Consider the following 23,449-nt stretch of genomic DNA (forward strand, 5'->3'; position numbering starts at 1 on the left):
ATCAATTCACCAATTGGTTGAGACTGAGGATCGGAAGGAGGATGGCCAGGACGATCAGCAACACCACGGTGCCCATCACCAGCAGCATCGCCGGCTCGAACAGACTCACCATCAACGCGATGCGCGCGGCGAGGCTGGCTTCCTGTTGTTCGGCGGCACGGGCGAGCATCGCGTCGAGTTCACCGGCGCGCTCACCGCTGGCAATCATGTGCAGCATCATCGGCGGGATATCGCCGCTACGTTCCAGGCTGCGGGTCAGGGTCGAGCCTTCGCGCACCGAGCGAGCGACCGTGCTCATGTGCGCACGAATGGTCCGGTTACCGATGACGGCAGCGGCGATTTCCAGCGCATCGACCAAGGGCACCGCGCTCTTGCCCAGAATCGCCAACGTGCTGGCAAACCGCGCCGCTTCCATGGCACGCAGCAACGCGCCGATCAGCGGAATGTTCAACACCAGCGCATGCCAGCGCAGCCGCCAGATCGGCTGACGCAAACTCCAGCGCCAGCTGCCGAGCAGCGCCAGACCAGCGCCCACAAACAGCAGACCAGACTGACGTACGCCGTCGCTCAGGCTGATCAGTGCGCGGGTCAGCCATGGCAGCGGCTGGCCGCTGTCGATAAAAATCTTCACCACGTCCGGCACCACGTAGCCCAGCAGAAAAGCGACGATGACCAGGCTCGCGAACATCAGAATCGCCGGATAGATCAGTGCCATCTGGATCCTTTGCCGCGATGCCTGCCGCGCCTGGGTGTAAGCGGCCAGTTGTTCAAGCACATGCCCGAGATGGCCGGAGCGTTCACCCGCCGCCACAGTAGCCCGGTACAGCTCGGGAAAAGCCGCCGGGAAGCGGCCTAACGCGACGGCCAGCGCATGCCCTTCCATGATTCGCCCGCGCACTGCCCACAGCAATCCGGCCACGCGGCGCCTGGTGGTTTGACGGGCGACCACTTCCAGCGCTTCCTCCAGCGGCAGACCGGCCTGCACCAGCGTCGACAATTGCAGCGTCAGCAGTGCCAGATCGCCAGCGCTCAGGCGGCCGGCGCGCCATGTTCCGTGGCCGTCGCCATGGCTGCGCAGTTCCTTGAGCTGTAATGGCCACAGCCCGCGCTCGCGCAACAGCTGTCGCGCATGCCGGGAATTCTCCGCTTCGAGTTGGCCTCGGCAGCGATGACCCTGAGCGTTGTCGGCGCGGTAATCGAAGGTCGGCACCGGCTAGTCCTCCTGCGTCACGCGCAGCCACTCATCGACGCTGGTTACGCCGTCGAGCACCCGTTGCCGAGCGGCCTGAAACAGACTTCGCGACTCCTGGCGCGTGGCGTCGGTCAGCTCGCGCTCACTGGCCCCCTGATGAATCAGCGCGGCAACCGCATCGGTGATGCTGATCAATTCGTAAATACCGATGCGTCCCCGATAGCCATGCTGACAATGCTCACAGCCCTGCGCACGAAACAGCAGCGGCGCCGCCAGGGGCTCAAGCCCCAACCGCTGGCAGGTCGCCGCATCGGCGAAATACGCTGTCTTGCAGTGCACACACAGCGTGCGCAACAAACGTTGCGCGAGTACACCGACCAGCGACGAGGCCAGCAAATACGCATCCACGCCCATGTCGACCAGACGCGTGACCGCGCCGACGGCGTGATTGGTGTGCAATGTCGACAACACCAGATGCCCGGTCAACGAAGCCTGCACGGCGATCTGCGCCGTCTCGCGATCACGGATTTCACCGACCATCACCACGTCCGGATCCTGACGCAGAATGGCGCGCAGACCGCGCGCGAAGGTCATCTCGACTTTCGGATTGACCGGCATCTGGCCGATCCCCGGCAGGTGATATTCAATCGGGTCCTCGACCGTGAGAATGTTGCGCGACGGATCATTCAGGCTGCTCAATGCGGCATACAGGCTGGTGGTTTTGCCGGAGCCGGTCGGCCCGGTGACCAACAAAATGCCATGAGGTCTGGCGAGCAGTCGTTGCAGGGTGGCGAGGGTGTCATCCGGCATGCCCAGACTTTGCAGTTCCAGGCGTCCGGCCTGCTTGTCGAGCAGGCGCAGCACCACGCGTTCACCGTGCGCCGACGGCAGCGTCGAGACCCGCACATCGACTTCGTGGCCGGCCAGCCGCAGGGCAATCCGGCCATCCTGCGGCACACGTTTTTCCGCGATGTCCAGGCGCGCCATGACCTTGATCCGCGACACCAGCAACGTCGCCAGTTCACGCCTTGGCCTGAGCATTTCGCGCAACTGGCCGTCGACGCGCATGCGCACCGAAAGGTATTGCTCGAAGGTTTCCAGATGCACGTCCGAGGCCTGCGCGCGCACCGCTTCGCTGAGCAGTGCATTGATCAGGCGAATCACCGGTGCATCACCTTGTTGCTCCAGCAGGTCTGCGGTCTGCGGCACTTGCTCGGCGAGGCTGAGCAGATCCAGTTCATCGTCCAGCCCTTGCGCGACCTGTTGCGCGGCGCTCTGGCCTTCACGATAGGTCGCGGCCAGTCGCTCAGCGAACAGCTCCGGCGCAAGCACCTCGATCGACAATTCGCGGGCGCACAACCGGCGCACTTCGGCGAGCGCTGTCAGCGACGTGTCGCCGCGAATGAGCAGACGGGCCTGCGTGCCCGTGCCGTGCAGCAGCACGCCAAACCGCCGGGCGAAGCCGAACGGCAGGACTTCCAGCGCGGCACTCATGGCGCCACCGTTGCCGGCTCAAACAAATGTCGCGCCTCGGCCGGTAGCAACAGCGAGTTGCTCTCCCCGGCTTTGGGCTGGCTCAGATCACGCAAGGTGTCGTAACGCTGCTGGCTGATGCCGGAGAGATCCTCGCGACTGCGCACGATGGTCGGACGCAGAAACACCATCAGATTGCTTTTGGTCTGGGTGTCGCGGCTCCAGCGAAACAACGCGCCGAGATAGGGAATGTCGCGCAGCAACGGCACACCGCTTTTCTGCGTGCGCACGCTGTCGCGGATCAGCCCACCGATCACAATGATCTCGCCGTCGTCCGCAAGAATCGTGCTTTTCAGGGCACGTTTGTTGGTGATCAGATCCGAAGAATCAATCCCCGACACCGAGGGCGCGATGTCCGAGACTTCCTGCTCGACTTCCAGGCGCAGGGTCGAGCCTTCGTTGATGTAGGGTTTGATCTTCAGGCTGATGCCGACATCCTTGCGCTCGACCGTGGTGAACGGATTCTCTGCACCGCTGCTGTTGGTGGAGTAGGAGCCGGTCTTGAACGGCACGTTCTGCCCTACGATGATTTCCGCTTGCTGATTGTCCAGGGTCAGCAGGCTCGGCGTGGACAGCAGATTGCTCCGCGTATTGCTCGCCAGGGCCGAAATCAAAGCGCCGAAACGGTCGCTGCCCAATTGCAGAATCGCGCCGTCGGGCGCCGATATTTTCTCGTCGAACGTCAGCCCGCCGACGATGGGAATGTCGGTACCGGGAAAGTTGATAAAGCCCTTGGCATCACCGGTGCTCAAGCCCCACTGCACACCCACGGCGTCAGCGATATCGCCGGAAATTTCCACGATGGCGGCGTGGATCAGCACTTGCGCGCGAGGCTGATCCAGCTCGCGAACGATATTTTCAATGGTTCTGACCTGAGCCGGATCGGCAATCAGCACCAACGCATTCTGGCTCTCGTCGGCCTTGAGCATGAACGGCGTCGCCACGGCCGCGTCCTTGCCGCTGCCGAGGGCCACTGGCTGCTTGCGATTCTGGCCCATGCTCTCCAGCACTTCTGCCAATTGCCTGGCATCGCTGTGGCGCAAACGAATCACCCGCGCAGTGTCGAGACTGGCGGTGGCCGGAACATCGAGCTGGCGAATCAGCTCGGTCAGACGCTGACGTACGACAACGGGGCCAATGACAATCAGTCGATTGGTTCTGACATCGGCCAGCACCTGAATCGGCGAGTCGGCATTGCGCTTGCCCAGCGAAGACTCGATGACGGTGGCGACATCACTGGCCTGGGCAAAGCGCAGCGGTACCACGGCGTGCTGATCTTGCTGCCCGGCGTCGAGTTGGCGCACCACGCGGGCGATGCGCTCAACGTTGGCCTGGGTGTCGGTGATCACCAGGGCGTTGGCCGACACTGACGGGCCGAAGTAGCCGTTGGCAGACACCAATGGCCGGAGCAGCGCGGCCAGATCGGCAGCGCTGCTGGTGTTCAGTTCAATGACCCGGGTAATGAATTGCGCCGGAGTCGCTTGCGTATCGGCAGATTGGCTGGCGCGGGTTTTCACGTCGGCCACCGGGGTGATCAGGATGCGGTCGCCCTCATCGATCACGGTGAAGTTGTGCGCGTCCAGCACCGAGTAGAACAAGCGCCGTACGCCTTCGCGATCCAGCGCCTGACGGGACATGACGGTGACGCGGCCCGACACGCGCGGATCGAGCACCACAGTGGTGCCGAGGATCGTCGAGATTTCTTCGACGATGTCGCGCAACTCGGCCTGATTCATCGCCAACTGCCAGCGCTGTTCCACGGCGTGCACCGGGTATCCGAGAAGCGGCGTCGCCAGCACGGCGCAAGCCAACACGACGCGCAGGGCCTGCGCGCCAATCAAACTGTTCATCAATGTAGTCACTCTGACTGCCCGGCGAGCGGGCGTAGAAAACGTGCGGAAATCTCAGCGGGTTTTGCCTCGGCGGGCGCTGACAAGTGCGTGAGGAAGGCGCTGGCAGGGGGTGCGAGAGGTAATAATTCTTCCCGGCCCTTGTTCCATAACACCACGTGCTGCGCCTCAACCCGACGCAACACGCTGCCGCTCGGCAAGTCTTCGCCAACCCGATACAACCGCGCCTCTTGAGCGGTGCTGATCAACGCTTTCGACAGGCCACTGTCGGCGACAAACGTCGCTTGCAGGGTCAGCGACTCGGCACTTGGCTGAAGTGCAGTGTGCGTTGCGAGGCCGAATACCGTCGCCACCGCCGTGGTGTTCAACGGCCCGGGCACGGGCGCAGCCGGCAGCGGCACGGCGACCGGCAGCGGCAGGCGTTGCGCGTGGCGAAATGCCCACTCCTGCCATGCAAGAAACACGGCACATGCGACCGGCAGCGCCCACAGGCTCAATGATGAAAAGATCCTCACCGGTTGCTCATCCCGAACGCCCGCACGCCTGACGAATGCGCGAACGCCACGACATGCGCCGCAACACGCGATAACCCCGCAGCTCGTGCAGGATCACCGCGCCGATATGCATGGCGACCAGTACGGCCAGGCCGGTGCAGGCCCAGATGTGCAGCACGAAAAAGCCATCCGTCAGCGCCACATCGTTCAGCGGTTGCGGGAACTCGAGCAGGCCGAATACAGGGATCGGCCGATCCATCATCAACACGCCACTCAGAAGCACCACCACCACCAGCAGATAGATCAGCCGATGGACAAACATGGCGAGCATTTTGCCCGGGGATACCTGCGCCATGCGCTCATGTCGCAGATGGCGGACAAACAACACCAGACGCCAGCAAAACACTGGAATGAACAGCGTGGTCAGCGAGACATTGACCCCGGCCACCCACTGTTTGATGTCATTGGCGACGTTAATGTTGGCCACATAGAAGCCGGTGACCAATGTCCACAGGATCACCGCTGCCGACACCCAGTGCAGCAGCATTTGTTGCTTGGAATAAACCGGAAGCATCATTCGAATCGCCCCTGAAAAACACCAGCGGTCAGACGTGCCCTTCAGGCCGCCTGACGCCATTACGCAGAACGGGCCTTAGAGCTTGTTCCACGCCACATCCGAGTGCTCGCCAACGCCCGGTTCAAAGGCATTCGCCTCAGGCGTGTACTGCTTGCAATAGCCGGATGCCGGGAACGGTTTGCACTCGAACACCTCATCGGTTTTCGCTTGCAGTACCTTGGTGCCGGCGGTGTATTCGCTCAGTCCTTCAGGGAACAGGAAGTCGTAATCGGCACCCGCGCCTTCACCCGTAACGTTTACCGGCTGGGTGTCCTGACGGGTGGTGCGGCCATCCAGCGTGGTACCCACCAGGGTCAAGGTGTGCGGGCCGGGGTTACTGCGAATGTCCATGGCCAGCGAGGTCACACCGCTGTCGGCTTGAGCAGTGGTGGTGCCGACCAGTTTGTTCTGGTCGTTGAACAGGTTGGCTTCAACGTTCATTTTGCGGTTGGACATCATGCTGAAATCGACTTTGGTTCGGCCTTTGTCGAGCACGTATTCCGGTTGTTGCGAAGTCACCGCCATGCGCGCGTCGGTGTCCTCTTTCATCAGCAGTTGCACTTCGTAGCGTACGACGCCGCTGTCTTTTTGCGCGTACAGCGTGTTGGTGCCACGAATCGCTTCGACGTCGCCGTTTTCATCGCGAACACCCGCGCGGATCAGGGTCTGCGACTGGTTGATCTGCTGGGCGAGCTTGAACGACCAGTTTTGCGGCTCGGCGTCTTCAGCGTTGTCGATCGAGATTTCGACGCTGTAAGCCGCGCTTTCACCCGCTGCGGTGAAGGCGCGCGCCTTGACCTTGTCACCGGTCAGCAGCGGCGTGGCAGCAGCAATGGTGCCAACGGCAGACCAACCACCCGGCAGTACGGCTTCTGCGAGGATGTTCACGTCCGCGACGCTGTGGAACGCCGCCGCGGTATCACCGACGCTCCAGATTGCGAGGATCACATGGTGACCGTTTTTGTCCTCGGGGATGCTGCAGTGGTGCTTGGTGCCGGGTACCGGGAGCTGGAAATCACCCTCGACCTGGCAAAAAGGCGTGCTCTCGAACGAAGCGCGTTTGAGCGATTCATTCGGGTTCCAGCCATTACGGGTGATGAAATATTGGTGTTTTTCTACAGGGTGCGGAGCTTTGTAATGCCACTGGAAATCCAGAGTGCGCTCTTTGAGCTCGGTGAGCTGCCAACGGGTGGCGGACTGCACGTCCATGGGAGAAAACAGCTCGTGGCCGCCGCTGGCGATTTTGCCGTCAATCGGGCCTTGCCCGGGTGCGCCGCCGACGCCTGCCGGAAAGCCCTTGAAGGTTTCACCGACACTTTGCGGCTCATACTGAGCTTGACCACAAGCGGTATTCACCCCCTTCTGACAGAGAAAAGCGCGCGATGGCGGAAACTCCACATAACCGTGGGCCGCTGCGCCCGAAGAACCCAACAGGGCCGATAACAACATCAACGAAAAAGCACATGTTGTCGACGCACTTCTTTTAAAAGTAGGTTTTTTCATTGTTATTCCAGGCAAATCTTAATAAGCGAGCCCGGCCCGACGCCAGGCTCTATTACAGCACTCAGCGCCATGCCGAGCACATGCCTGAAACCTTACGTGGATAGAGAAAAGTTCTATGTAGGAGTAATCGTCGGGTGCAGCAGGAATAGTCTCCGCAATAATTAATCCGACAACTAAGGAAAGAATTCTTACAACAGGAAATGATTAATTAAAATTTGAAGCAGCATAAAAAAAGCCTGTCCCGCATAACACGGGACAGGCTTATTTATGCAGATGTTGCGAAGTTATTCGTGGTACTGCGCCGACAACTCATGCACCGCACGCAGGAACGCGCCCGCATGCTCCGGGTCGACCTCAGGGGTGATGCCGTGACCCAGGTTGAACACGTGACCACTGCCTTTACCATAGCTGGCCAGAATACGCCCCACTTCAGTGCGGATCGCTTCCGGTTTGGCGTAGAGCACGGTCGGGTCCATGTTGCCTTGCAGCGCGACCTTGTCACCGACACGGGCGCGGGCGTTGCCGATGTCGCAGGTCCAGTCCAGGCCCAGTGCGTCGGCGCCGGCCTCGGCGATGCTTTCCAGCCACAGGCCGCCGTTCTTGGTGAACAGGATCACCGGCACCTTGCGCCCGTCGTGCTCGCGGATCAGGCCGCTGACGATTTTCTTCATGTAGGCCAGGGAGAATTCCTGATACGCCGCCGCCGACAGGTTGCCGCCCCAGGTATCAAAGATCTGCACCGCTTGCGCGCCGGCCTGGATCTGGCCGTTGAGGTACGAGGTCACCGACTGCGCCAGCTTGTCCAGCAGCAGGTGCATGGCTTGCGGGTTGTCGTAGAGCATCGCCTTGGTCTTGCGGAAGTCTTTCGACGAGCCGCCTTCGACCATGTAGGTGGCGAGGGTCCACGGGCTGCCGGAGAAACCGATCAGCGGCACACGGCCGTTCAGCTCGCGGCGGATGGTGCTGACCGCATCCATCACGTAGCCGAGATCCTTGTGCGGATCGGGGATCGGCAGGGCTTCGATATCGGCCAGGGTGCTGACGACTTTCTTGAAGCGCGGACCTTCACCGGTCTCGAAGTACAGGCCCTGGCCCATGGCATCGGGGATGGTGAGAATGTCGGAGAACAGGATCGCCGCATCGAGTTGCGGATAGCGGTCGAGCGGTTGCAACGTGACTTCGCAAGCGAATTCCGGATTCATGCACAGGCTCATGAAATCACCGGCCTGGGCACGGCTGGCGCGGTATTCAGGCAGGTAGCGGCCGGCCTGGCGCATCATCCACACCGGGGTGACGTCTACAGGTTGCTTGAGCAGGGCGCGGAGGAAACGGTCGTTCTTCAGGGCAGTCATGTCGGCATCCGGAAAAAAAGTGCGGGCATTTTCTCAGAGCGCGACGCAAAAGGCACGGATGCAGGTCAGCCTTTTGTCTATCGGGTCAATTTATTGCGTTGGAAATGCGTTATCCGCAACACCGAGAAACAACTGTGGGAGCGAGCTTGCTCGCGAATAGGCTTGTACATCCAACATTGAAGTTGACTGACAGACCGCTTTCGCGAGCAAGCTCGCTCCCACAGGGTTATTGCTTTTGGCTTCGGATCCGGGTTTAGACGCCCAGGTAATCCAGGATCCCTTCAGCCGCATTGCGGCCTTCGAAGATCGCCGTCACCACTAGGTCGGAACCGCGCACCATGTCGCCACCGGCGAAGATTTTCGGGTTGCTGGTCTGGTGCTTGTACTGACCTTGCTCAGGCGCAACGACGCGGCCTTGGCTGTCGGTCTGGATTTCGAACTGTTCGAACCACGGCGCCGGGCTTGGGCGGAAACCGAAGGCGATGACCACGGCGTCGGCCGGGATGATCTCTTCGGAGCCCGGGATCGGCTCGGGGCTGCGGCGGCCACGGGCGTCCGGTTCGCCGAGACGGGTCTCGACCACCTTCACGCCTTCGACCTTGTCTTCACCAACGATGGCGATCGGCTGGCGGTTGTAGAGGAATTTCACGCCTTCTTCCTTGGCGTTCTTCACCTCTTTGCGCGAGCCAGGCATGTTCGCTTCGTCACGACGATAGGCGCAGGTCACCGACTTGGCGCCCTGACGGATCGAGGTGCGGTTGCAGTCCATCGCCGTATCGCCACCGCCGAGCACCACGACCTTCTTGCCTTTCATGTCGACGAAATCTTCCGGCGACTTTTCAAAGCCCAGGTTGCGGTTGACGTTGGCAATCAGGAAGTCCAGCGCGTCGTAGACGCCCGGCAGATCCTCACCGGCAAAACCGCCCTTCATGTAGGTGTAGGTGCCCATGCCCATGAATACCGCATCGTATTCGGCGAGCAGTTGCTCCATGGTCACGTCCTTGCCGACCTCGGTGTTGAGGCGGAACTCGATGCCCATGCCGGTGAAGACCTCGCGGCGATTGCTCAGCACGGTCTTCTCAAGCTTGAACTCGGGAATGCCGAAGGTCAGCAGACCACCGATTTCCGGGTTCTTGTCGAACACCACCGGGGTCACGCCGCCACGCACCAGCACGTCGGCACAACCCAGCCCCGCCGGGCCGGCACCGATGATCGCGACGCGCTTGCCGGTCGGTTTGACCTTGGACATGTCCGGGCGCCAGCCCATGGCGAACGCGGTGTCGGTGATGTACTTCTCGACCGAACCGATGGTCACCGCGCCGAAGCCGTCGTTGAGAGTGCAGGCACCCTCGCACAGACGATCCTGCGGACACACCCGGCCGCAGACTTCCGGCAGGGTGTTGGTCTGGTGCGACAGCTCGGCGGCCTGGAGGATGTTGCCCTCGGCCACCAGCTTCAGCCAGTTGGGAATGAAGTTGTGCACCGGACACTTCCATTCGCAATACGGGTTGCCGCAACCCAGGCAGCGGTGGGCCTGATCGGCCGACTGCTGGGGTTTGAACGGTTCGTAGATCTCGACGAACTCTTTCTTGCGTTGACGCAACAGTTTCTTCTTCGGATCCTTGCGCCCGACATCGATGAACTGGAAGTCGTTATTCAGACGTTCAGCCATTGTTAAAACCTCATCAAACTCTTCAGGCGCATATCACTGCGGGTTGGCACGAGTGCTGGAAAGCAACGATTTCAGGTTGGCAGCCTTAGGCTTGACCAGCCAGAAACGACGCAGGTAGTCATCAAGGTTTTCGGCGAGTTCACGACCCCACTCGCTTTCGGTTTCCTTGACGTACTCGTTCAGCACGTTCTGCAGGTGGCTGCGGTAGGCTTCCATCGCCTCGCCGCTGATCCGCTGGATTTCCACCAGTTCGTGGTTGACCCGGTCAACGAAGGTGTTGTCCTGATCGAGCACGTAGGCGAAACCACCGGTCATGCCAGAGCCGAAGTTGTAACCGGTCTTGCCCAGGACGCAGACGAAACCACCGGTCATGTACTCGCAGCAGTGATCGCCAGTGCCTTCCACAACGGTGTGGGCACCGGAGTTGCGCACGGCGAACCGCTCGCCTGCGGTGCCAGCGGCGAACAGCTTGCCGCCGGTGGCGCCGTACAGGCAGGTGTTGCCGATGATGGCGCTGTTCTGAGTCTGATAGACGCTGCCCTTCGGCGGCACGATGACCAGTTTGCCACCGGTCATGCCTTTGCCGACGTAGTCGTTGGCGTCGCCTTCCAGGTACATGTTCAGACCGCCGGCGTTCCACACGCCGAAGCTCTGACCGGCCGTCCCTTTGAAGCGGAAGGTGATCGGCGCATTGGCCATGCCCTGATTGCCGTGCTTGCGTGCGATTTCGCCGGAGATCCGCGCGCCGATCGAACGGTCGCAGTTGCAGATGTCCAGATCGAACTCGGCGCCGCTGAGGTCGTTGATCGCCGAGGTCGCCATGTCGACCATTTTCTCGGCCAGCAGGCCCTGATCGAACGGCGGGTTGCGCTCAACGCCGCAGAATTGCGGCTTGTCCGCCGGGATGTGATCGCTGCCCAGCAGCGGGGTCAGATCCAGGTGGTGTTGCTTGGCGGTCTGGCCTTCGAGCACTTCCAGCAGATCGGTGCGACCGATCAGTTCTTCGAGGGAGCGCACGCCGAGTTTGGCCAGCCACTCACGGGTTTCTTCGGCGACGTAGGTGAAGAAGTTCACCACCATGTCGACCGTACCGATGTAGTGATCCTTGCGCAGCTTCTCGTTCTGCGTCGCAACGCCGGTGGCGCAGTTGTTCAGGTGGCAGATGCGCAGGTATTTGCAGCCCAGGGCGATCATCGGTGCCGTACCGAAGCCGAAGCTTTCGGCGCCGAGGATCGCCGCCTTGATCACGTCGAGGCCGGTTTTCAGGCCGCCGTCGGTCTGCACCCGGACCTTGCCGCGCAGGTCGTTGCCGCGCAGGGTCTGGTGAGTTTCGGCCAGGCCGAGTTCCCACGGCGCGCCTGCGTATTTGATCGAGGTCAGCGGCGATGCACCGGTGCCACCGTCGTAACCGGAGATGGTGATCAAGTCCGCATAGGCCTTGGCCACACCGGCGGCGATGGTGCCGACGCCTGCTTCCGCCACCAGCTTCACCGAGACCAGTGCCTTCGGGTTGACCTGTTTCAGGTCGAAGATCAGTTGCGACAAGTCTTCGATCGAGTAGATGTCGTGGTGCGGCGGTGGCGAAATCAGGGTCACGCCCGGCACTGCGTAACGCAGCTTGGCGATCAGCCCGTTGACCTTGCCGCCCGGCAGTTGCCCGCCCTCGCCCGGCTTGGCGCCCTGAGCGACCTTGATCTGCAGCACTTCGGCGTTGACCAGGTATTCCGGGGTGACACCGAAACGGCCGGTCGCGACCTGCTTGATTTTCGAACTCTTGATGGTGCCGTAACGTGCTGGATCCTCACCACCTTCGCCGGAGTTGGAACGCGCACCGAGGCGGTTCATGGCTTCGGCCAAGGCTTCGTGGGCTTCCGGCGACAGGGCGCCCAGCGAGATACCGGCGGAGTCGAAGCGCTTGAGCACCGATTCCAGCGGTTCGACTTCACTGATGTCCAGCGGCGTGTCGAGGGTCTTGACCTTGAACAGGTCGCGGATCATCGACACCGGACGGTTGTCCACCAGCGAGGTGTATTCCTTGAACTTGGCGTAATCGCCCTGCTGCACGGCGGCTTGCAGGGTGTTGACCACGTCCGGGTTGTACGCGTGGTATTCGCCACCGTGGACGAACTTCAGCAGACCGCCCTGCTGGATCGGCTTGCGCGGACTCCAGGCTTCGGTAGCGAGGGCTTTCTGCTCGGCTTCGATGTCGACGAAACGCGCACCCTTGATGCGGCTCGGCACGCCACGGAAGCTCAGTTCGCACACTTCTTCGGACAGGCCGATGGCTTCGAACAACTGCGCACCGCGGTACGAGGCGATGGTCGAGATGCCCATCTTCGACAGGATCTTCAGCAGACCTTTGGTGATGCCCTTGCGGTAGTTCTTGAACACCTCATAGAGGTCGCCCAGCACTTCACCGGTACGGATCAGGTCACCCAGCACTTCGTAGGCCAGGAACGGATAGACCGCCGAGGCGCCGAAACCGATCAGCACCGCAAAGTGATGCGGATCGCGTGCGGTGGCGGTTTCCACAAGGATGTTGGAATCGCAGCGCAGGCCCTTCTCGGTCAGGCGATGGTGCACCGCGCCGGTGGCCATGGAGGCGTGGATCGGCAGTTTGCCCGGGGCGATATGACGGTCGCTCAGAACGATCTGGGTACGCCCGGCGCGCACGGCTTCTTCAGCCTGATCGGCGACGTTGCGGATCGCCGCTTCGAGGCCGACGCTTTCGTCGTAGTTGAGGTCGATGATCTGCCGCTCGAAACCCGGGCGGTCGAGGTTCATCAACGAACGCCACTTGGCCGGCGAGATCACTGGCGAGCTGAGGATTACGCGCGAGGCGTGTTCCGGCGATTCCTGGAAGATGTTGCGCTCGGCACCGAGGCAGATTTCCAGCGACATCACGATCGCTTCACGCAGCGGGTCGATCGGCGGGTTGGTGACCTGCGCGAACTGCTGGCGGAAATAGTCGTACGGCGTGCGCACGCGCTGCGACAGCACGGCCATCGGCGTGTCATCGCCCATTGAACCGACGGCTTCGTAGCCTTGTTCTCCGAGCGGACGCAGCACCTGATCACGCTCTTCAAACGTGACCTGATACATCTTCATGTATTGCTTGAGCTGATCGACATCGTAGAACGCCGAACCGTGGTCGTTGTCTTCCATGGTCGCCTGGATGCGCAGGGCATTCTTGCGCAACCATTGCTTGTACGGATGACGGGATTTCAGACGGTTGTCGATCGCGTCGGTGTCGAGGATCTGCCCGGTTTCGGTGTCCACGGCGAGGATCTGGCCCGGGCCGACACGGCCCTTGGCGATCACGTCCTGCGGCTGGTAGTTCCAGACGCCGATTTCCGAGGCAACGGTGATGAAACCGTTGGTGGTGGTGACCCAGCGCGCCGGACGCAGACCGTTACGGTCGAGCAGGCACACCGCGTAACGACCATCGGTCATGACCACGCCGGCCGGGCCGTCCCACGGCTCCATGTGCATCGAGTTGTACTCGTAGAACGCACGCAGATCCGGGTCCATGGTTTCGACGTTCTGCCACGCTGGCGGAATGATCATCCGCACGCCACGGAACAGGTCGATGCCGCCGGTGACCATCAGCTCCAGCATGTTATCCATGCTCGAGGAGTCGGAACCAACACGGTTGACCAGCGGGCCGAGTTCTTCCAGATCCATCAGATCGTTGTTGAACTTGGTCCGACGGGCCTGCGCCCAGTTACGGTTACCGGTAATGGTGTTGATCTCGCCGTTGTGCGCGAGGAAGCGGAATGGCTGGGCCAGTGGCCATTTCGGCAGGGTGTTGGTGGAGAAGCGCTGGTGGAACACGCAGATCGCGGTTTGCAGGCGCTGGTCACCGAGGTCCGGATAGAACGCGGCCAGGTCGGCCGGCATCATCAGGCCTTTATAGATGATGGTCTTGTGCGAAAAGCTGCAGATGTAGTGGTCGGTGTCGGCGGCGTTGGCCACCGACGAACGACGCCGGGCGCTGAACAGCTTGACCGCCATGTCCTGATCGCTCAGGCCTTCACCGCCGATGTACACCTGCTCGATCTGCGGCAGGCGCTCGAGGGCCAAACGGCCGAGGACGCTGGTGTCGATCGGCACTTTGCGCCAGCCGATCAGTTGCAGGCCTTCAGCGAGGATCTCGCGGTTCATGTTCTCGCGAGCGGCTTCGGCTTTGGCCGGATCCTGGTTGAAGAAGACCATGCCCACGGCATATTGCTTGGGCAGCTCGACGCTGAAGGCTTCCTGGGCAATCGCACGCAGGAACGCATCAGGCTTTTGAATCAGCAGACCGCAACCGTCACCGGTCTTGCCGTCGGCATTAATCCCACCGCGGTGGGTCATGCAGGTCAGGGCCTCGATGGCCGTTTGCAATAGGGTATGACTGGGTTCGCCCTGCATATGGGCTATCAGGCCGAAACCGCAGTTATCCTTGAATTCATCTGGTTGGTACAGACCTGCTTTCATAGACACTTTCTCACCAGGCTGCCTCTTTACGAGGCAAATTTCTTTTCAATTCAACCACTTGCTTGCCGCGCCGAACGTACGCCGGCTTTGCGGGGGCAAAAGGGTGGTCATTGTACACAGCGACACAGACGCTCACAAATTTGACGACGAAATGTCGCAAATCTATGTCGCATTTGTGAAAGGTTTAAAGCGATATGCTGTGCTAGTCAAAACTTTTTTAATTCTGACCGCAACGACTCAAAGACTACTGTGACGCAGACACCACAAGGCACGCGACCTGGAAGGAAGCGCGCACTCGTAGAAATTTTGAGGTGCTTGGAGAGGCGGCCTGGGTAAGGCCGCCGAATCTTCAGCGAGTTGTTGCCAGTTCCTGTTGGACGCTGGCGACAGTGCGAGGCCAAGGTTTACCAGCCTGAACCTTCGCTGGCAAGGCCTTGATGGCAGAAACGGCTGCATCACGATTGGCGAAGTTGCCGTAGGTGATCACGTAGAGAGGCTTGCCGTTGAGGACTTTCTTGAAATAACGGTACTCGCCGCCCTGCTCCTTGACGAAGTTCTGTGCGGTCGCTTCGGAGCTGGTGCCGAGGATCTGCACCACGTAGTTGCTGGTCGGCTGACCGGCGTACCAGCTGCCACCGGCGGCTTTGGCGACGGTAACCGGCTTCTCGGCCGGTTTGGCGGCTGCAACAGGCTTGGCCGGGGCCGGAGCCGGTTTGGCCGCTGGCGCTGCCGGAGCAGGCTTGGCGGTGGCGACCTGAGTCGGTGCCGGGGTCGGCTTGGCGGCGGGCACCGGAACCGGGGTTGGCGCCGGACCGGCCGGAACACCTGCCGGTGGCGCGGAAGTGGTGACGGTCGGCGGCGTTGCGCTGGAGCCTTCGACCGGCACGCCGTCGTCACCTTCAGTGATGCCGCCTGCGGCTTCAGCCAGCGGGCCGCGCATCACCGGTTGCGAGTTGCCGACCAGCGGCAGCGGCATCGGCTGGGTATTGCCGGCGAACTCGACGTTCGGCGCGCCACCCTTGGCGCCCTGACCCAATGGCAGTTGTGCCTGTTCGTTGGCGGGTGCGCCAGTGGTTGGCGCCTTGTTGCGACCCGGCATCAGCCAGGCGGCGGCGACCGCGACCACAACGACGGCGGATATCGCCAATACGTGTTTCTTCGGCATGTTGAACCCCATACTTGGACGCTTGACCACAGAGCGGCTGGCAATCATGACTTCGATCAGTGCATCGCGAGCGACCTGGTTGATGTTGCCAGGCCAACCCTCGGCGCTTTCGTGAATCTCAGAGATCTGATCCGCGGTGAAAAGTTCGACACCCCGGCCCGCACCTTCGAGCCGTTGGTCGAGATATTCGCGGGTCTCTTCTTCGGTGTACGGCTGCAATTCGATGACGTGGAAACGCTCTTCCTCGAGGTGCAAGGCCTCCAGTTGCGCGATCAGCGACGACTCACCGAACAGGAACACGTGCGGACGACCTTCCGGTGCCCCGGCACCCAGCGCCATCAGCGCTTCGAGGGCGGACTCGTCGAGCTGCTCGGCGTCATCCACCAGCAGATAGACTTCCTGACCGGTCAGCGCCAGTTGCACCACTTGCGCCAGAATCGCGCCGACCTCGGCCTGCGCCACGTCCAGTGCCTGCGCAACCTGACGCAGCACGCCAGCGGCATCGCCGGCGCCACGGGCCGACACCACAACGCTTTGCACCGATTGCTTGTTGGTGCTGGCTACCAGCGCCTGACGCAGCAAGGTCTTGCCGCTGCCCTGCGGGCCGGTGACCACCAGCAGCAACTGGCTGTAACGCGCCAGGTGATGCAGTTGCCCCAGCACCGGCTTGCGCTGGGCCGGGAAAAATTTGAAGCCCGGTACCCGCGGCGCGAAAGGGTCGTGACTTAACTGGAAATGGCCGAGGAACGCCTCGTCGGCATGCAAACTAGTCATCGGAATCTTATTAACCTTTAAGCTGAGCCAGAGCGCGGTAATCCGCTCCCAGCGTGGCCTGTAGAACCTCTTTCGGATAATCGGCGGTCACCACCGCTTCGCCCATCCGGCGCAGCAGCACCAGGCGCAGACGACCGTCGATCACTTTTTTATCAATTGCCATATGTTCGAGAAAATCGGTTTCGGTCATTTCTTCCGGCGGAATCACCGGCAGACCGGCACGCTGGAACAGACGAATGCCGCGATCACGCTCCTGCTCGCTGATCCAGCCCAGACGCGCGGACATTTCCAGCGCCATCACGGTGCCAGCGGCCACCGCCTCACCATGCAACCAGACACCATAGCCCATGTGGGTCTCGATGGCGTGGCCGAAGGTGTGGCCGAGGTTGAGCGTGGCGCGCACGCCGGTTTCCTTCTCATCGGCGCCGACCACGGCAGCCTTGGCTGCGCAGGAGCGCTCGATGGCGTAGGTCAGGGCCTTCTGGTCCAGCGCGCGCAGGGCGTCGACGTTGTCTTCAAGCCAGGTCAGGAACGGCTCGTCGCAGATCAGACCGTACTTGATGACTTCGGCCAGACCGGCGGACAGTTCACGCTCCGGTAGGGTTTTCAGCGATGCGGTATCGATCAGCACCACGTTCGGCTGATAGAACGCGCCGACCATGTTCTTGCCCAGCGGATGGTTGATACCGGTCTTGCCGCCCACCGACGAATCGACCTGGGACAGCAGCGTGGTAGGAATCTGGATGAAATCGACACCGCGCTGGTAGCAGGCGGCGGCAAAACCGGCCATGTCACCGATGACACCACCGCCGAGGGCGATGATCGTGGTGCGGCGGTCGTGACGGGCCGTCAGCAGGCCGTCGAAGATCAGTTGCAGGGTTTCCCAGTTCTTGAAGGCTTCGCCGTCCGGCAGCACCACCGAGATCACCGAGAACTGCGCAAGGCTTTGGGTCAGACGTTCGAGATAGAGCGGCGCAACGGTCTCGTTGGAGATGATTGCCACTTGCCGCCCGTGGATATGCGGCGCCAGCAGCTCAGGCTGATCCAACAAACCTTCGCCAATATGAATCGGGTAGCTGCGCTCGCCTAGATCGACCTTGAGTGTCTGCATGTGTCCCCACAGTGAAGATGGAAGCAGGCGTCCTGCCCTGAATTATTGGTTGTCTGCGGCCTATTGCGGGTATGACGCCGCTCGCACGCCATCCGCCACAACCTCGACGGCTGTGACAGGACGCCGAGGATAGCGCATTTCCGGCGGCGCTTTAACGGGGTGGCAGCTGCGCCAGACGGTCGAGAATGTCGAGCACCACCATGCGCGGTGGCCGTTCGTCGGTTTCCACCACCAGATCGGCGATCTCCCGATAGAGCGGATCGCGGATCTCGAGCAGGTCTCGCAGGGTTTTCGCCGGATCGGCGGTGCGCAGCAAAGGCCGATTGCGATCGCGCGACGTGCGGCCAACCTGCTGCTCGACGGAGGCGTGCAGATACACCACCCGCCCGCCCGCGTGCAGGGCCTTGCGGTTGGCATCGCGCATCACCGCGCCGCCGCCGGTCGCCAGCACCACGCCGTCGAACGCGCACAGCTCGGCGATCATCGCCTGCTCACGGTCACGAAAGCCGGGCTCGCCTTCCTTGTCGAAGATCCACGGGATATTGGCGCCCGTGCGCAGTTCAATTTCCTTGTCGGAATCTTTGAACGGCAGGCGCAGCTCTTTGGCCAGCAACCGGCCGATGGTGCTTTTGCCAGCGCCCATCGGTCCTACAAGAATCAAATTTCGCACAGAATCAACGACTCACAGCAATCGCCTGGTTATTCATGATACGCGGAGTGAGAAATACCAGCAGCTCGGATTTTTTCTCCGAAACCACATCACGCCGGAAAAGGCGGCCAAGATACGGCACATCGCCAAGAAATGGCACCTTATCTACGACCTTGCTTTGAGTATTTGAGAAAACACCGCCAATCACGATGGTCTCGCCGTCGTTCACCAGCACCTTGGCGTTGACCTCGTTCTTCTTGATCGGCGGCACATCCTGCACCTTGTTCAGGTAGTCCGGTTCGTCCTTGGTGACCTTGACCTCCATGATGATGCGGTTGTCGGGGGTGATCTGCGGCGTCACTTCCAGCGACAGCGAAGCCTCCTTGAACGACACCGACGTCGCGCCGCTGGAGCTGGCTTCCTGATACGGAATCTCGGTGCCCTTGAGGATCTTCGCCGTTTCCTTGTCGGAGGTGACGACTTTCGGCTGGGAGACGATTTCACCGTTGCCGGTCTTCTCCATGGCAGTCAGCTCAAGATCGAGCAGCACGTTGTCGGTGATGAAGGCGATGCCGATCCCGGACGTGTTACCGACCGTGCCCATGTCGACGAACGGCGAGTTGGTGCTGGTACTGCCCGGCGTGCCAATGGTGGTCGACGAGCCATTGCTGACCCCGGAGGTGTTCCAGTTGCCCTTGTTCTGGATCGAGCCGCCCCAGCGCACGCCCAGACTCTTGTCGTAATCGACGTTGGCTTCGACGATCCGCGCCTCGATCATTACCTGACGCACCGGAATATCCAGTTGCGCCACGATTCGCCGCAGTTCGTCGAGACGATCCTGGGTCTGGTAGGCAATGATGTTGTTGGTCCGTTCATCGACGGTGATCGAGCCACGCTCGTCGATTTTCGCCTCGGCACTGGTCACCGACTGGAACAGCTTGGCGATGTCCGCGGCCTTGGCGTAATTCACTTGCAGCAGCTCGCGGCGCAGCGGCGCCAGTTCGGCGATCTGTTTTTGCGACTCCAGCTCCTGGCGCTCGCGGGCCGCAATCTCGTCGGCCGGGGCCACCAGCAGCACGTTGCCGATCTTGCGTTTATCCAGGCCCTTGGTTTTCAGCACCAAGTCCAGCGCCTGATCCCACGGCACGTTCTGCAGACGCAGCGTGATCCCGCCCTGCACCGTATCGCTGGCCACCAGATTGAGGTTGGTGAAATCGGCGATCAGTTGCAGCACCGAACGCACATCGATGTCCTGGAAATTCAGCGAGAGCTTTTCGCCGCTGTAGCTGTTGCGGTCGGCGTTGCGCTTTTGCAGGTCATCGACGGTCATCGGGCGAATGCTGACGGTCAGCTTGTTGTCGGTCTGGTAGGTGGAATAGTCGAACGTACCGCTGGGTTCGACGGTGATCACCGCACGATCACCGGTCGCGGCAGCGTTGACGAACTGCACCGGGGTGGCGAAATCCTTGACGTCGAGGCGTACCCGCAGCCTGTCGGGCAACTGCGTGCGGGCAAAGCTGAGGATGATCTTGCCGTCATGCTCCTGGATGTCCGGGGCGATGGTCGGGTCCGACAGGTCGATGACTACGTTGCCCTCACCCGCCGTGCCGCGCTGGAAGTCGACGCCACGAATGGCCTTGGCGACGGGCGCATACACCTTCGCCGCAGCAACGGCTGGGCGTGGCGCGACAGCGGCTGGACGCGGCGCGGCCGGCTTGGTGCCCTGCCCGACCACGACAAACAGATTGTTGCCTTCGACCCGAAAGGTATAGGGCGTCAGTTGCGTCAGGCTGATGATCAGGCGCGTGCGGTCGTTGGCCTCGACCACTGTGGCGGTTCGCGCATTGCCGCTGCCCAGATCGCGGGTCTTGCTCGCCAATTGACTGGCGACACCCGGCAGATCCAGTGCAATCCGCGCCGGGGAATCGGTGGTATAGCCCTTGGGCTGCGGTGGTGGGCCGTCGAACGACAGCTTCAACTCGATGCGGTCACCCGGTAACGCCGCGACATCCAGCGTCTTGAGGCTGGCCGCCTGAACCATCGGTGAAAGCAGCGCTATCCATAGCGAAAAACCGAGGCTAAAGAAAATCCTGTTCATTGTTCGACTTCCACTATGAGTGCTCTTTCAAAGGAATGGTGCGCGGACGCTCCAGCCAGGCGCCTTCGCCATCGGGGACGATTTCGACCACATCGACCTGAGTGGCGCTGATGGCGACGATGCGCCCGTCGTTGCGCCCCAGGTAGTCGCCGACTTTCAACCGATGCACTGCACCCGCTCCGCGCAGCAGGGCGAAGGAGCCGGAGGCATTGGAGATCGTGCCGACCATTTCAAACTGCTCGATGTTGAAACCTTCGAGGTACTGCTTGACCCGGTTGGGGTCGGGCTTGACGTTGCGCGAGCCGCGCTGCTGACCGGCCAGATCGACGCGCACCTGACGCGAGAACGGGCTGCGCAGGTTGGCCGCACTGTAGGTAAACGTGGGATAGGAACGGAACGTCGGCGTCGGCTCGATCTTGCCCGCCGGCCGCAGACGCACTTCGTTCATGTAGGCATCGAGGTCGCTGAAGTCATCTCCACCAAAGCATCCGCCAAGACCCAGCAACAGCACCGACAGAGCGAAATAACGGATCGGGGTCATTTATTCAGCCCCTTGTCGTTATAGCGGTAGGTCTTGGCGAGGATGCTCATGCGCAGCTTCGTCCCGCCGTCCGGGTTGGCAGGCGCGAGCTCGAAATCGTGCAAGGTGACGATCCGTGGCAACCCGGCGACGCCACTGACGAAGGTCGCGAGGTCGTGGTAAGCCCCGGTCACGGTGATCTGGATCGGCAACTCGATGTAGAACGGCTGGGTGACTTCCGGCAGCAGCTTGATCTCTTCGAATTCGAGACCACTGCCCAGCCCGGTGCGGGTGATGTCTTCGAGCAATCCCGGGACTTCGGTGTCGCTGGGCAATTGGCGCAGGAGCACGCCGAAGGAGGTCTCCATCTCCTTCATCTGCTGGGTGTAGAGCTCCAGATTGGCAGCCATGTGCGCTTTACTGGCGAACTGCTCCTTCAAGGTGTCTTCTTCCTGACGCTTGGCTTCCAGCAGGTTTTCCATGTCGCTGATGAAGAAGTTATAGCCAAGCGCCAACACCAGCACCGCCAATAACGCCCCGGCGATGGTTTTCACCGCGGCCGGCCAGGAGCCGATATTGCTGGTGTCCAGATCATTGAAGTCGATGTTGCGCAGACTTTGCAGCCATTCGGACGGCTTCATTTGTCGCCCTCCGTTACAGTTGGCTGGGTCTGACGCACGGTCAGTTGAAAGATGTTGGCCTGATCCACCTGACCGGCGGTCGTCGCCTTCACCTCGTTCAAGCTGGGCGCATCGAACCAGTCGGAAGCGTCCAGATTGCGCATCAGCTCCGAGACGCGATTGTTCGACTCCGCCGCGCCGCTGATCGACAGCGTCTTGCCGAGCAGTTTCACGCTGGTGAAATACACGCCGTCCGGCAACGTGCGCGCCAGTTGGTCGAAGATCCGCCCGCTGATCTGCCGGTTGCCCTGCAAGTCCTGGATGATGCGCATGCGCTCGACCAGTTGCTGGCGCCGCGCCTTGAGCTCGCTGATCTGCTTGATCCGCTCATCGACCACGGCAATCTGTTTGCCGATGTAAGCATTGCGCGCCGCCTGCCGCTCGATGGCGGTGCTGAAAATCTGATCGGCGATGAACACTGCGCCCACCGAACCGACGAAGACCCCGATCAGGATCAGCAGAAAGCGTTTGCGCCGCTCTTCGCGGCGCTCCTCGCGCCAGGGGAGAAGGTTGATCCGCGCCATCAGTCGAAACTCCTGAGCGCGAGCCCGCAGGCAATCATCAGGGCCGGTGCGTCACTGGCCAGGGCCCCGGCGTTGACCTTGCTGCTCAAGGCCATGTCGGAAAACGGGTTGGCGACCTGGGTCGGCGTGCCCAGGCGCTGTTCGATCAGGCGATCCAGCCCCGGCACCGATGCCGTACCACCCGCCAGCAGAACATGATCCACCGCGTTGTACTGACCCGAGGCAAAGAAGAACTGCAGCGAGCGCGAGACCTGCTGCACCAGCGCCTCCCGGAACGGCTGCAACACCTCGCTGACGTAGTCATCGGGCAAGCCGCCCTGTTTTTTCGCCAGACCGGCCTGCTCGATGGTCAAGCCATAACGACGCTGGATTTCCTCGGTCAGTTGCCGCCCGCCGAACAGTTGCTCGCGGGTGTAAATGATTTTGCCGTTGTGCAGAACACTGAGGGTGGTCATGGTCGCGCCGATGTCCACCACCGCCACGGTGAGGCGCTCCTGCGATGCGGCCAGTTGCATGGCGAGCAGGCCGAACGAGCGCTCCAGTGCGTAGGCTTCGACATCGACCACTCGCGCGGTCAGCCCGGCCAGCGCCAGCGCCGCCTCGCGCACTTCGACATTTTCCTTGCGGCAGGCGGCCAGCAGCACGCTGACCCGCTCCGGGTTGCGCGGTGAAACGCCCTGAACCTCGAAATCGATGGCGACTTCGTCCAGCGGATAGGGAATGTACTGGTCGGCCTCGATCCTGAGCTGGTTTTCCAGCTCGTCGTCGGTCAGCCCGGCGTCCATCTCGATGATCTTGGTGATCACCGCGGAACCGGCCACCGCCACCGCCACGCTCTTGAGACCGGTCCGCGCCTTGACCAGCACGCGGGACAAGGCATGGCCTACGCCTTCGAGCTCGGCGATGTTCTTTTCAACCACGGCGTTGGGCGGCAGCGGCTCAACCGCGTACGCCTCGACCCGGTAGCGGTCGCCCTGACGACTCAGTTCCAAAAGCTTCACCGAAGTGGAGCTGATGTCGATCCCCAGTAACGTATTGGTCTTTTTATTGAAGAGTCCCAGCACTACCAATTCCCTATGACTTTCCGTGAGTTACGGACTCTGTAATACGCATTGCGTTCCTTCACCCCACCTTGACAGAAGCGCAAATGACGCCCCCAGCAGAAAAGTGCTTATAATGCCCAGCGTTTTTTTCCGCTTTTTACTGCCGGCCCAGGCTGTTCCGTGTGTTACCGGAG

Annotated in this window: 17 protein-coding genes; all 17 read right to left on the reverse strand. The window is 61.4% G+C overall.

Going from position 1 to position 23,449, the window contains the following annotated elements; all coding sequences use genetic code 11:
- Position 1: 1 nt before the first annotated feature.
- A complete protein-coding gene (gspF, locus tag PMI25_RS18410) occupies positions 2-1,210 on the reverse strand; it encodes a type II secretion system inner membrane protein GspF (RefSeq protein ID WP_024164476.1) in 1,209 nt (402 codons plus the stop codon).
- A gap of 3 nt (positions 1,211-1,213) precedes the next feature.
- A complete protein-coding gene (gspE, locus tag PMI25_RS18415; protein ID WP_007968312.1) occupies positions 1,214-2,686 on the reverse strand; it encodes a type II secretion system ATPase GspE in 1,473 nt (490 codons plus the stop codon).
- Entirely contained in the window at positions 2,683-4,575 is a 1,893-nt protein-coding gene (gspD, locus tag PMI25_RS18420; protein ID WP_007968314.1) for a type II secretion system secretin GspD, read from the reverse strand. The genes gspE and gspD overlap by 4 nt, the downstream gene beginning before the upstream one ends.
- Positions 4,576-4,583: 8 nt before the next feature.
- Entirely contained in the window at positions 4,584-5,039 is a 456-nt protein-coding gene (locus PMI25_RS18425) for a type II secretion system protein N (RefSeq protein ID WP_238547090.1), read from the reverse strand.
- A gap of 58 nt (positions 5,040-5,097) precedes the next feature.
- Entirely contained in the window at positions 5,098-5,646 is a 549-nt protein-coding gene (locus PMI25_RS18430; RefSeq protein WP_007968317.1) for a cytochrome b, read from the reverse strand.
- Between the two features lie 75 nt (positions 5,647-5,721).
- Positions 5,722-7,188, reverse strand: coding sequence for an N-acetylglucosamine-binding protein GbpA (gene gbpA / locus PMI25_RS18435; protein ID WP_007968318.1), 1,467 nt, complete (start codon positions 7,186-7,188; stop codon positions 5,722-5,724).
- Between the two features lie 284 nt (positions 7,189-7,472).
- Positions 7,473-8,540 carry a uroporphyrinogen decarboxylase gene (hemE, locus tag PMI25_RS18440; protein WP_007968321.1) on the reverse strand — a complete coding sequence of 356 codons (1,068 nt, stop codon included), beginning with the start codon at positions 8,538-8,540 and terminating at the stop codon, positions 7,473-7,475.
- A gap of 253 nt (positions 8,541-8,793) precedes the next feature.
- Positions 8,794-10,212, reverse strand: coding sequence for an FAD-dependent oxidoreductase (locus PMI25_RS18445; RefSeq protein WP_007909438.1), 1,419 nt, complete (start codon positions 10,210-10,212; stop codon positions 8,794-8,796).
- Positions 10,213-10,245: 33 nt separating this feature from the next.
- Positions 10,246-14,691, reverse strand: a complete 4,446-nt coding sequence (gene gltB / locus PMI25_RS18450; protein WP_007968324.1) for a glutamate synthase large subunit — start codon at positions 14,689-14,691, stop codon at positions 10,246-10,248.
- A gap of 349 nt (positions 14,692-15,040) precedes the next feature.
- Entirely contained in the window at positions 15,041-16,630 is a 1,590-nt protein-coding gene (locus PMI25_RS18455; protein WP_007968326.1) for an AAA family ATPase, read from the reverse strand.
- Positions 16,631-16,640: 10 nt separating this feature from the next.
- Positions 16,641-17,741: a 3-dehydroquinate synthase gene (aroB, locus tag PMI25_RS18460; protein WP_007968327.1), complete on the reverse strand. Its 1,101-nt coding sequence runs from the start codon at positions 17,739-17,741 to the stop codon at positions 16,641-16,643.
- Positions 17,742-17,892: 151 nt separating this feature from the next.
- Positions 17,893-18,411, reverse strand: coding sequence for a shikimate kinase AroK (gene aroK, locus PMI25_RS18465; RefSeq protein WP_027611316.1), 519 nt, complete (start codon positions 18,409-18,411; stop codon positions 17,893-17,895).
- Between the two features lie 4 nt (positions 18,412-18,415).
- On the reverse strand, positions 18,416-20,488 hold the full coding sequence (gene pilQ, locus PMI25_RS18470; protein WP_007968331.1) for a type IV pilus secretin PilQ: 2,073 nt from the start codon (positions 20,486-20,488) through the stop codon (positions 18,416-18,418).
- 13 nt (positions 20,489-20,501) lie between these two features.
- Positions 20,502-21,029: a pilus assembly protein PilP gene (locus PMI25_RS18475; RefSeq protein WP_007968333.1), complete on the reverse strand. Its 528-nt coding sequence runs from the start codon at positions 21,027-21,029 to the stop codon at positions 20,502-20,504.
- A complete protein-coding gene (pilO, locus tag PMI25_RS18480; RefSeq protein WP_007968335.1) occupies positions 21,026-21,649 on the reverse strand; it encodes a type 4a pilus biogenesis protein PilO in 624 nt (207 codons plus the stop codon). Before pilO ends, PMI25_RS18475 begins: the two co-directional genes overlap by 4 nt.
- On the reverse strand, positions 21,646-22,212 hold the full coding sequence (locus tag PMI25_RS18485; protein ID WP_007968337.1) for a PilN domain-containing protein: 567 nt from the start codon (positions 22,210-22,212) through the stop codon (positions 21,646-21,648). The genes pilO and PMI25_RS18485 overlap by 4 nt, the downstream gene beginning before the upstream one ends.
- Positions 22,212-23,276, reverse strand: coding sequence for a pilus assembly protein PilM (locus PMI25_RS18490; RefSeq protein WP_007968339.1), 1,065 nt, complete (start codon positions 23,274-23,276; stop codon positions 22,212-22,214). Before PMI25_RS18490 ends, PMI25_RS18485 begins: the two co-directional genes overlap by 1 nt.
- Positions 23,277-23,449: the final 173 nt, after the last annotated feature.

Source organism: Pseudomonas sp. GM30, assembly GCF_000282275.2.
Lineage (GTDB): Bacteria > Pseudomonadota > Gammaproteobacteria > Pseudomonadales > Pseudomonadaceae > Aquipseudomonas.

Coding starts and splice junctions, on each gene's coding strand:
- gspE (WP_007968312.1), bottom strand. CDS start 2,686: ATGAGTGCCGCGCTGGAAGTCCTGCCGTTCGGCTTCGCCCGGCGGTTT.
- gspD (WP_007968314.1), bottom strand. CDS start 4,575: ATGAACAGTTTGATTGGCGCGCAGGCCCTGCGCGTCGTGTTGGCTTGC.
- PMI25_RS18430 (WP_007968317.1), bottom strand. CDS start 5,646: ATGATGCTTCCGGTTTATTCCAAGCAACAAATGCTGCTGCACTGGGTG.
- gbpA (WP_007968318.1), bottom strand. CDS start 7,188: ATGAAAAAACCTACTTTTAAAAGAAGTGCGTCGACAACATGTGCTTTT.
- hemE (WP_007968321.1), bottom strand. CDS start 8,540: ATGACTGCCCTGAAGAACGACCGTTTCCTCCGCGCCCTGCTCAAGCAA.
- PMI25_RS18445 (WP_007909438.1), bottom strand. CDS start 10,212: ATGGCTGAACGTCTGAATAACGACTTCCAGTTCATCGATGTCGGGCGC.
- gltB (WP_007968324.1), bottom strand. CDS start 14,691: ATGAAAGCAGGTCTGTACCAACCAGATGAATTCAAGGATAACTGCGGT.
- PMI25_RS18455 (WP_007968326.1), bottom strand. CDS start 16,630: ATGACTAGTTTGCATGCCGACGAGGCGTTCCTCGGCCATTTCCAGTTA.
- aroB (WP_007968327.1), bottom strand. CDS start 17,741: ATGCAGACACTCAAGGTCGATCTAGGCGAGCGCAGCTACCCGATTCAT.
- pilQ (WP_007968331.1), bottom strand. CDS start 20,488: ATGAACAGGATTTTCTTTAGCCTCGGTTTTTCGCTATGGATAGCGCTG.
- PMI25_RS18475 (WP_007968333.1), bottom strand. CDS start 21,029: ATGACCCCGATCCGTTATTTCGCTCTGTCGGTGCTGTTGCTGGGTCTT.
- pilO (WP_007968335.1), bottom strand. CDS start 21,649: ATGAAGCCGTCCGAATGGCTGCAAAGTCTGCGCAACATCGACTTCAAT.
- PMI25_RS18485 (WP_007968337.1), bottom strand. CDS start 22,212: ATGGCGCGGATCAACCTTCTCCCCTGGCGCGAGGAGCGCCGCGAAGAG.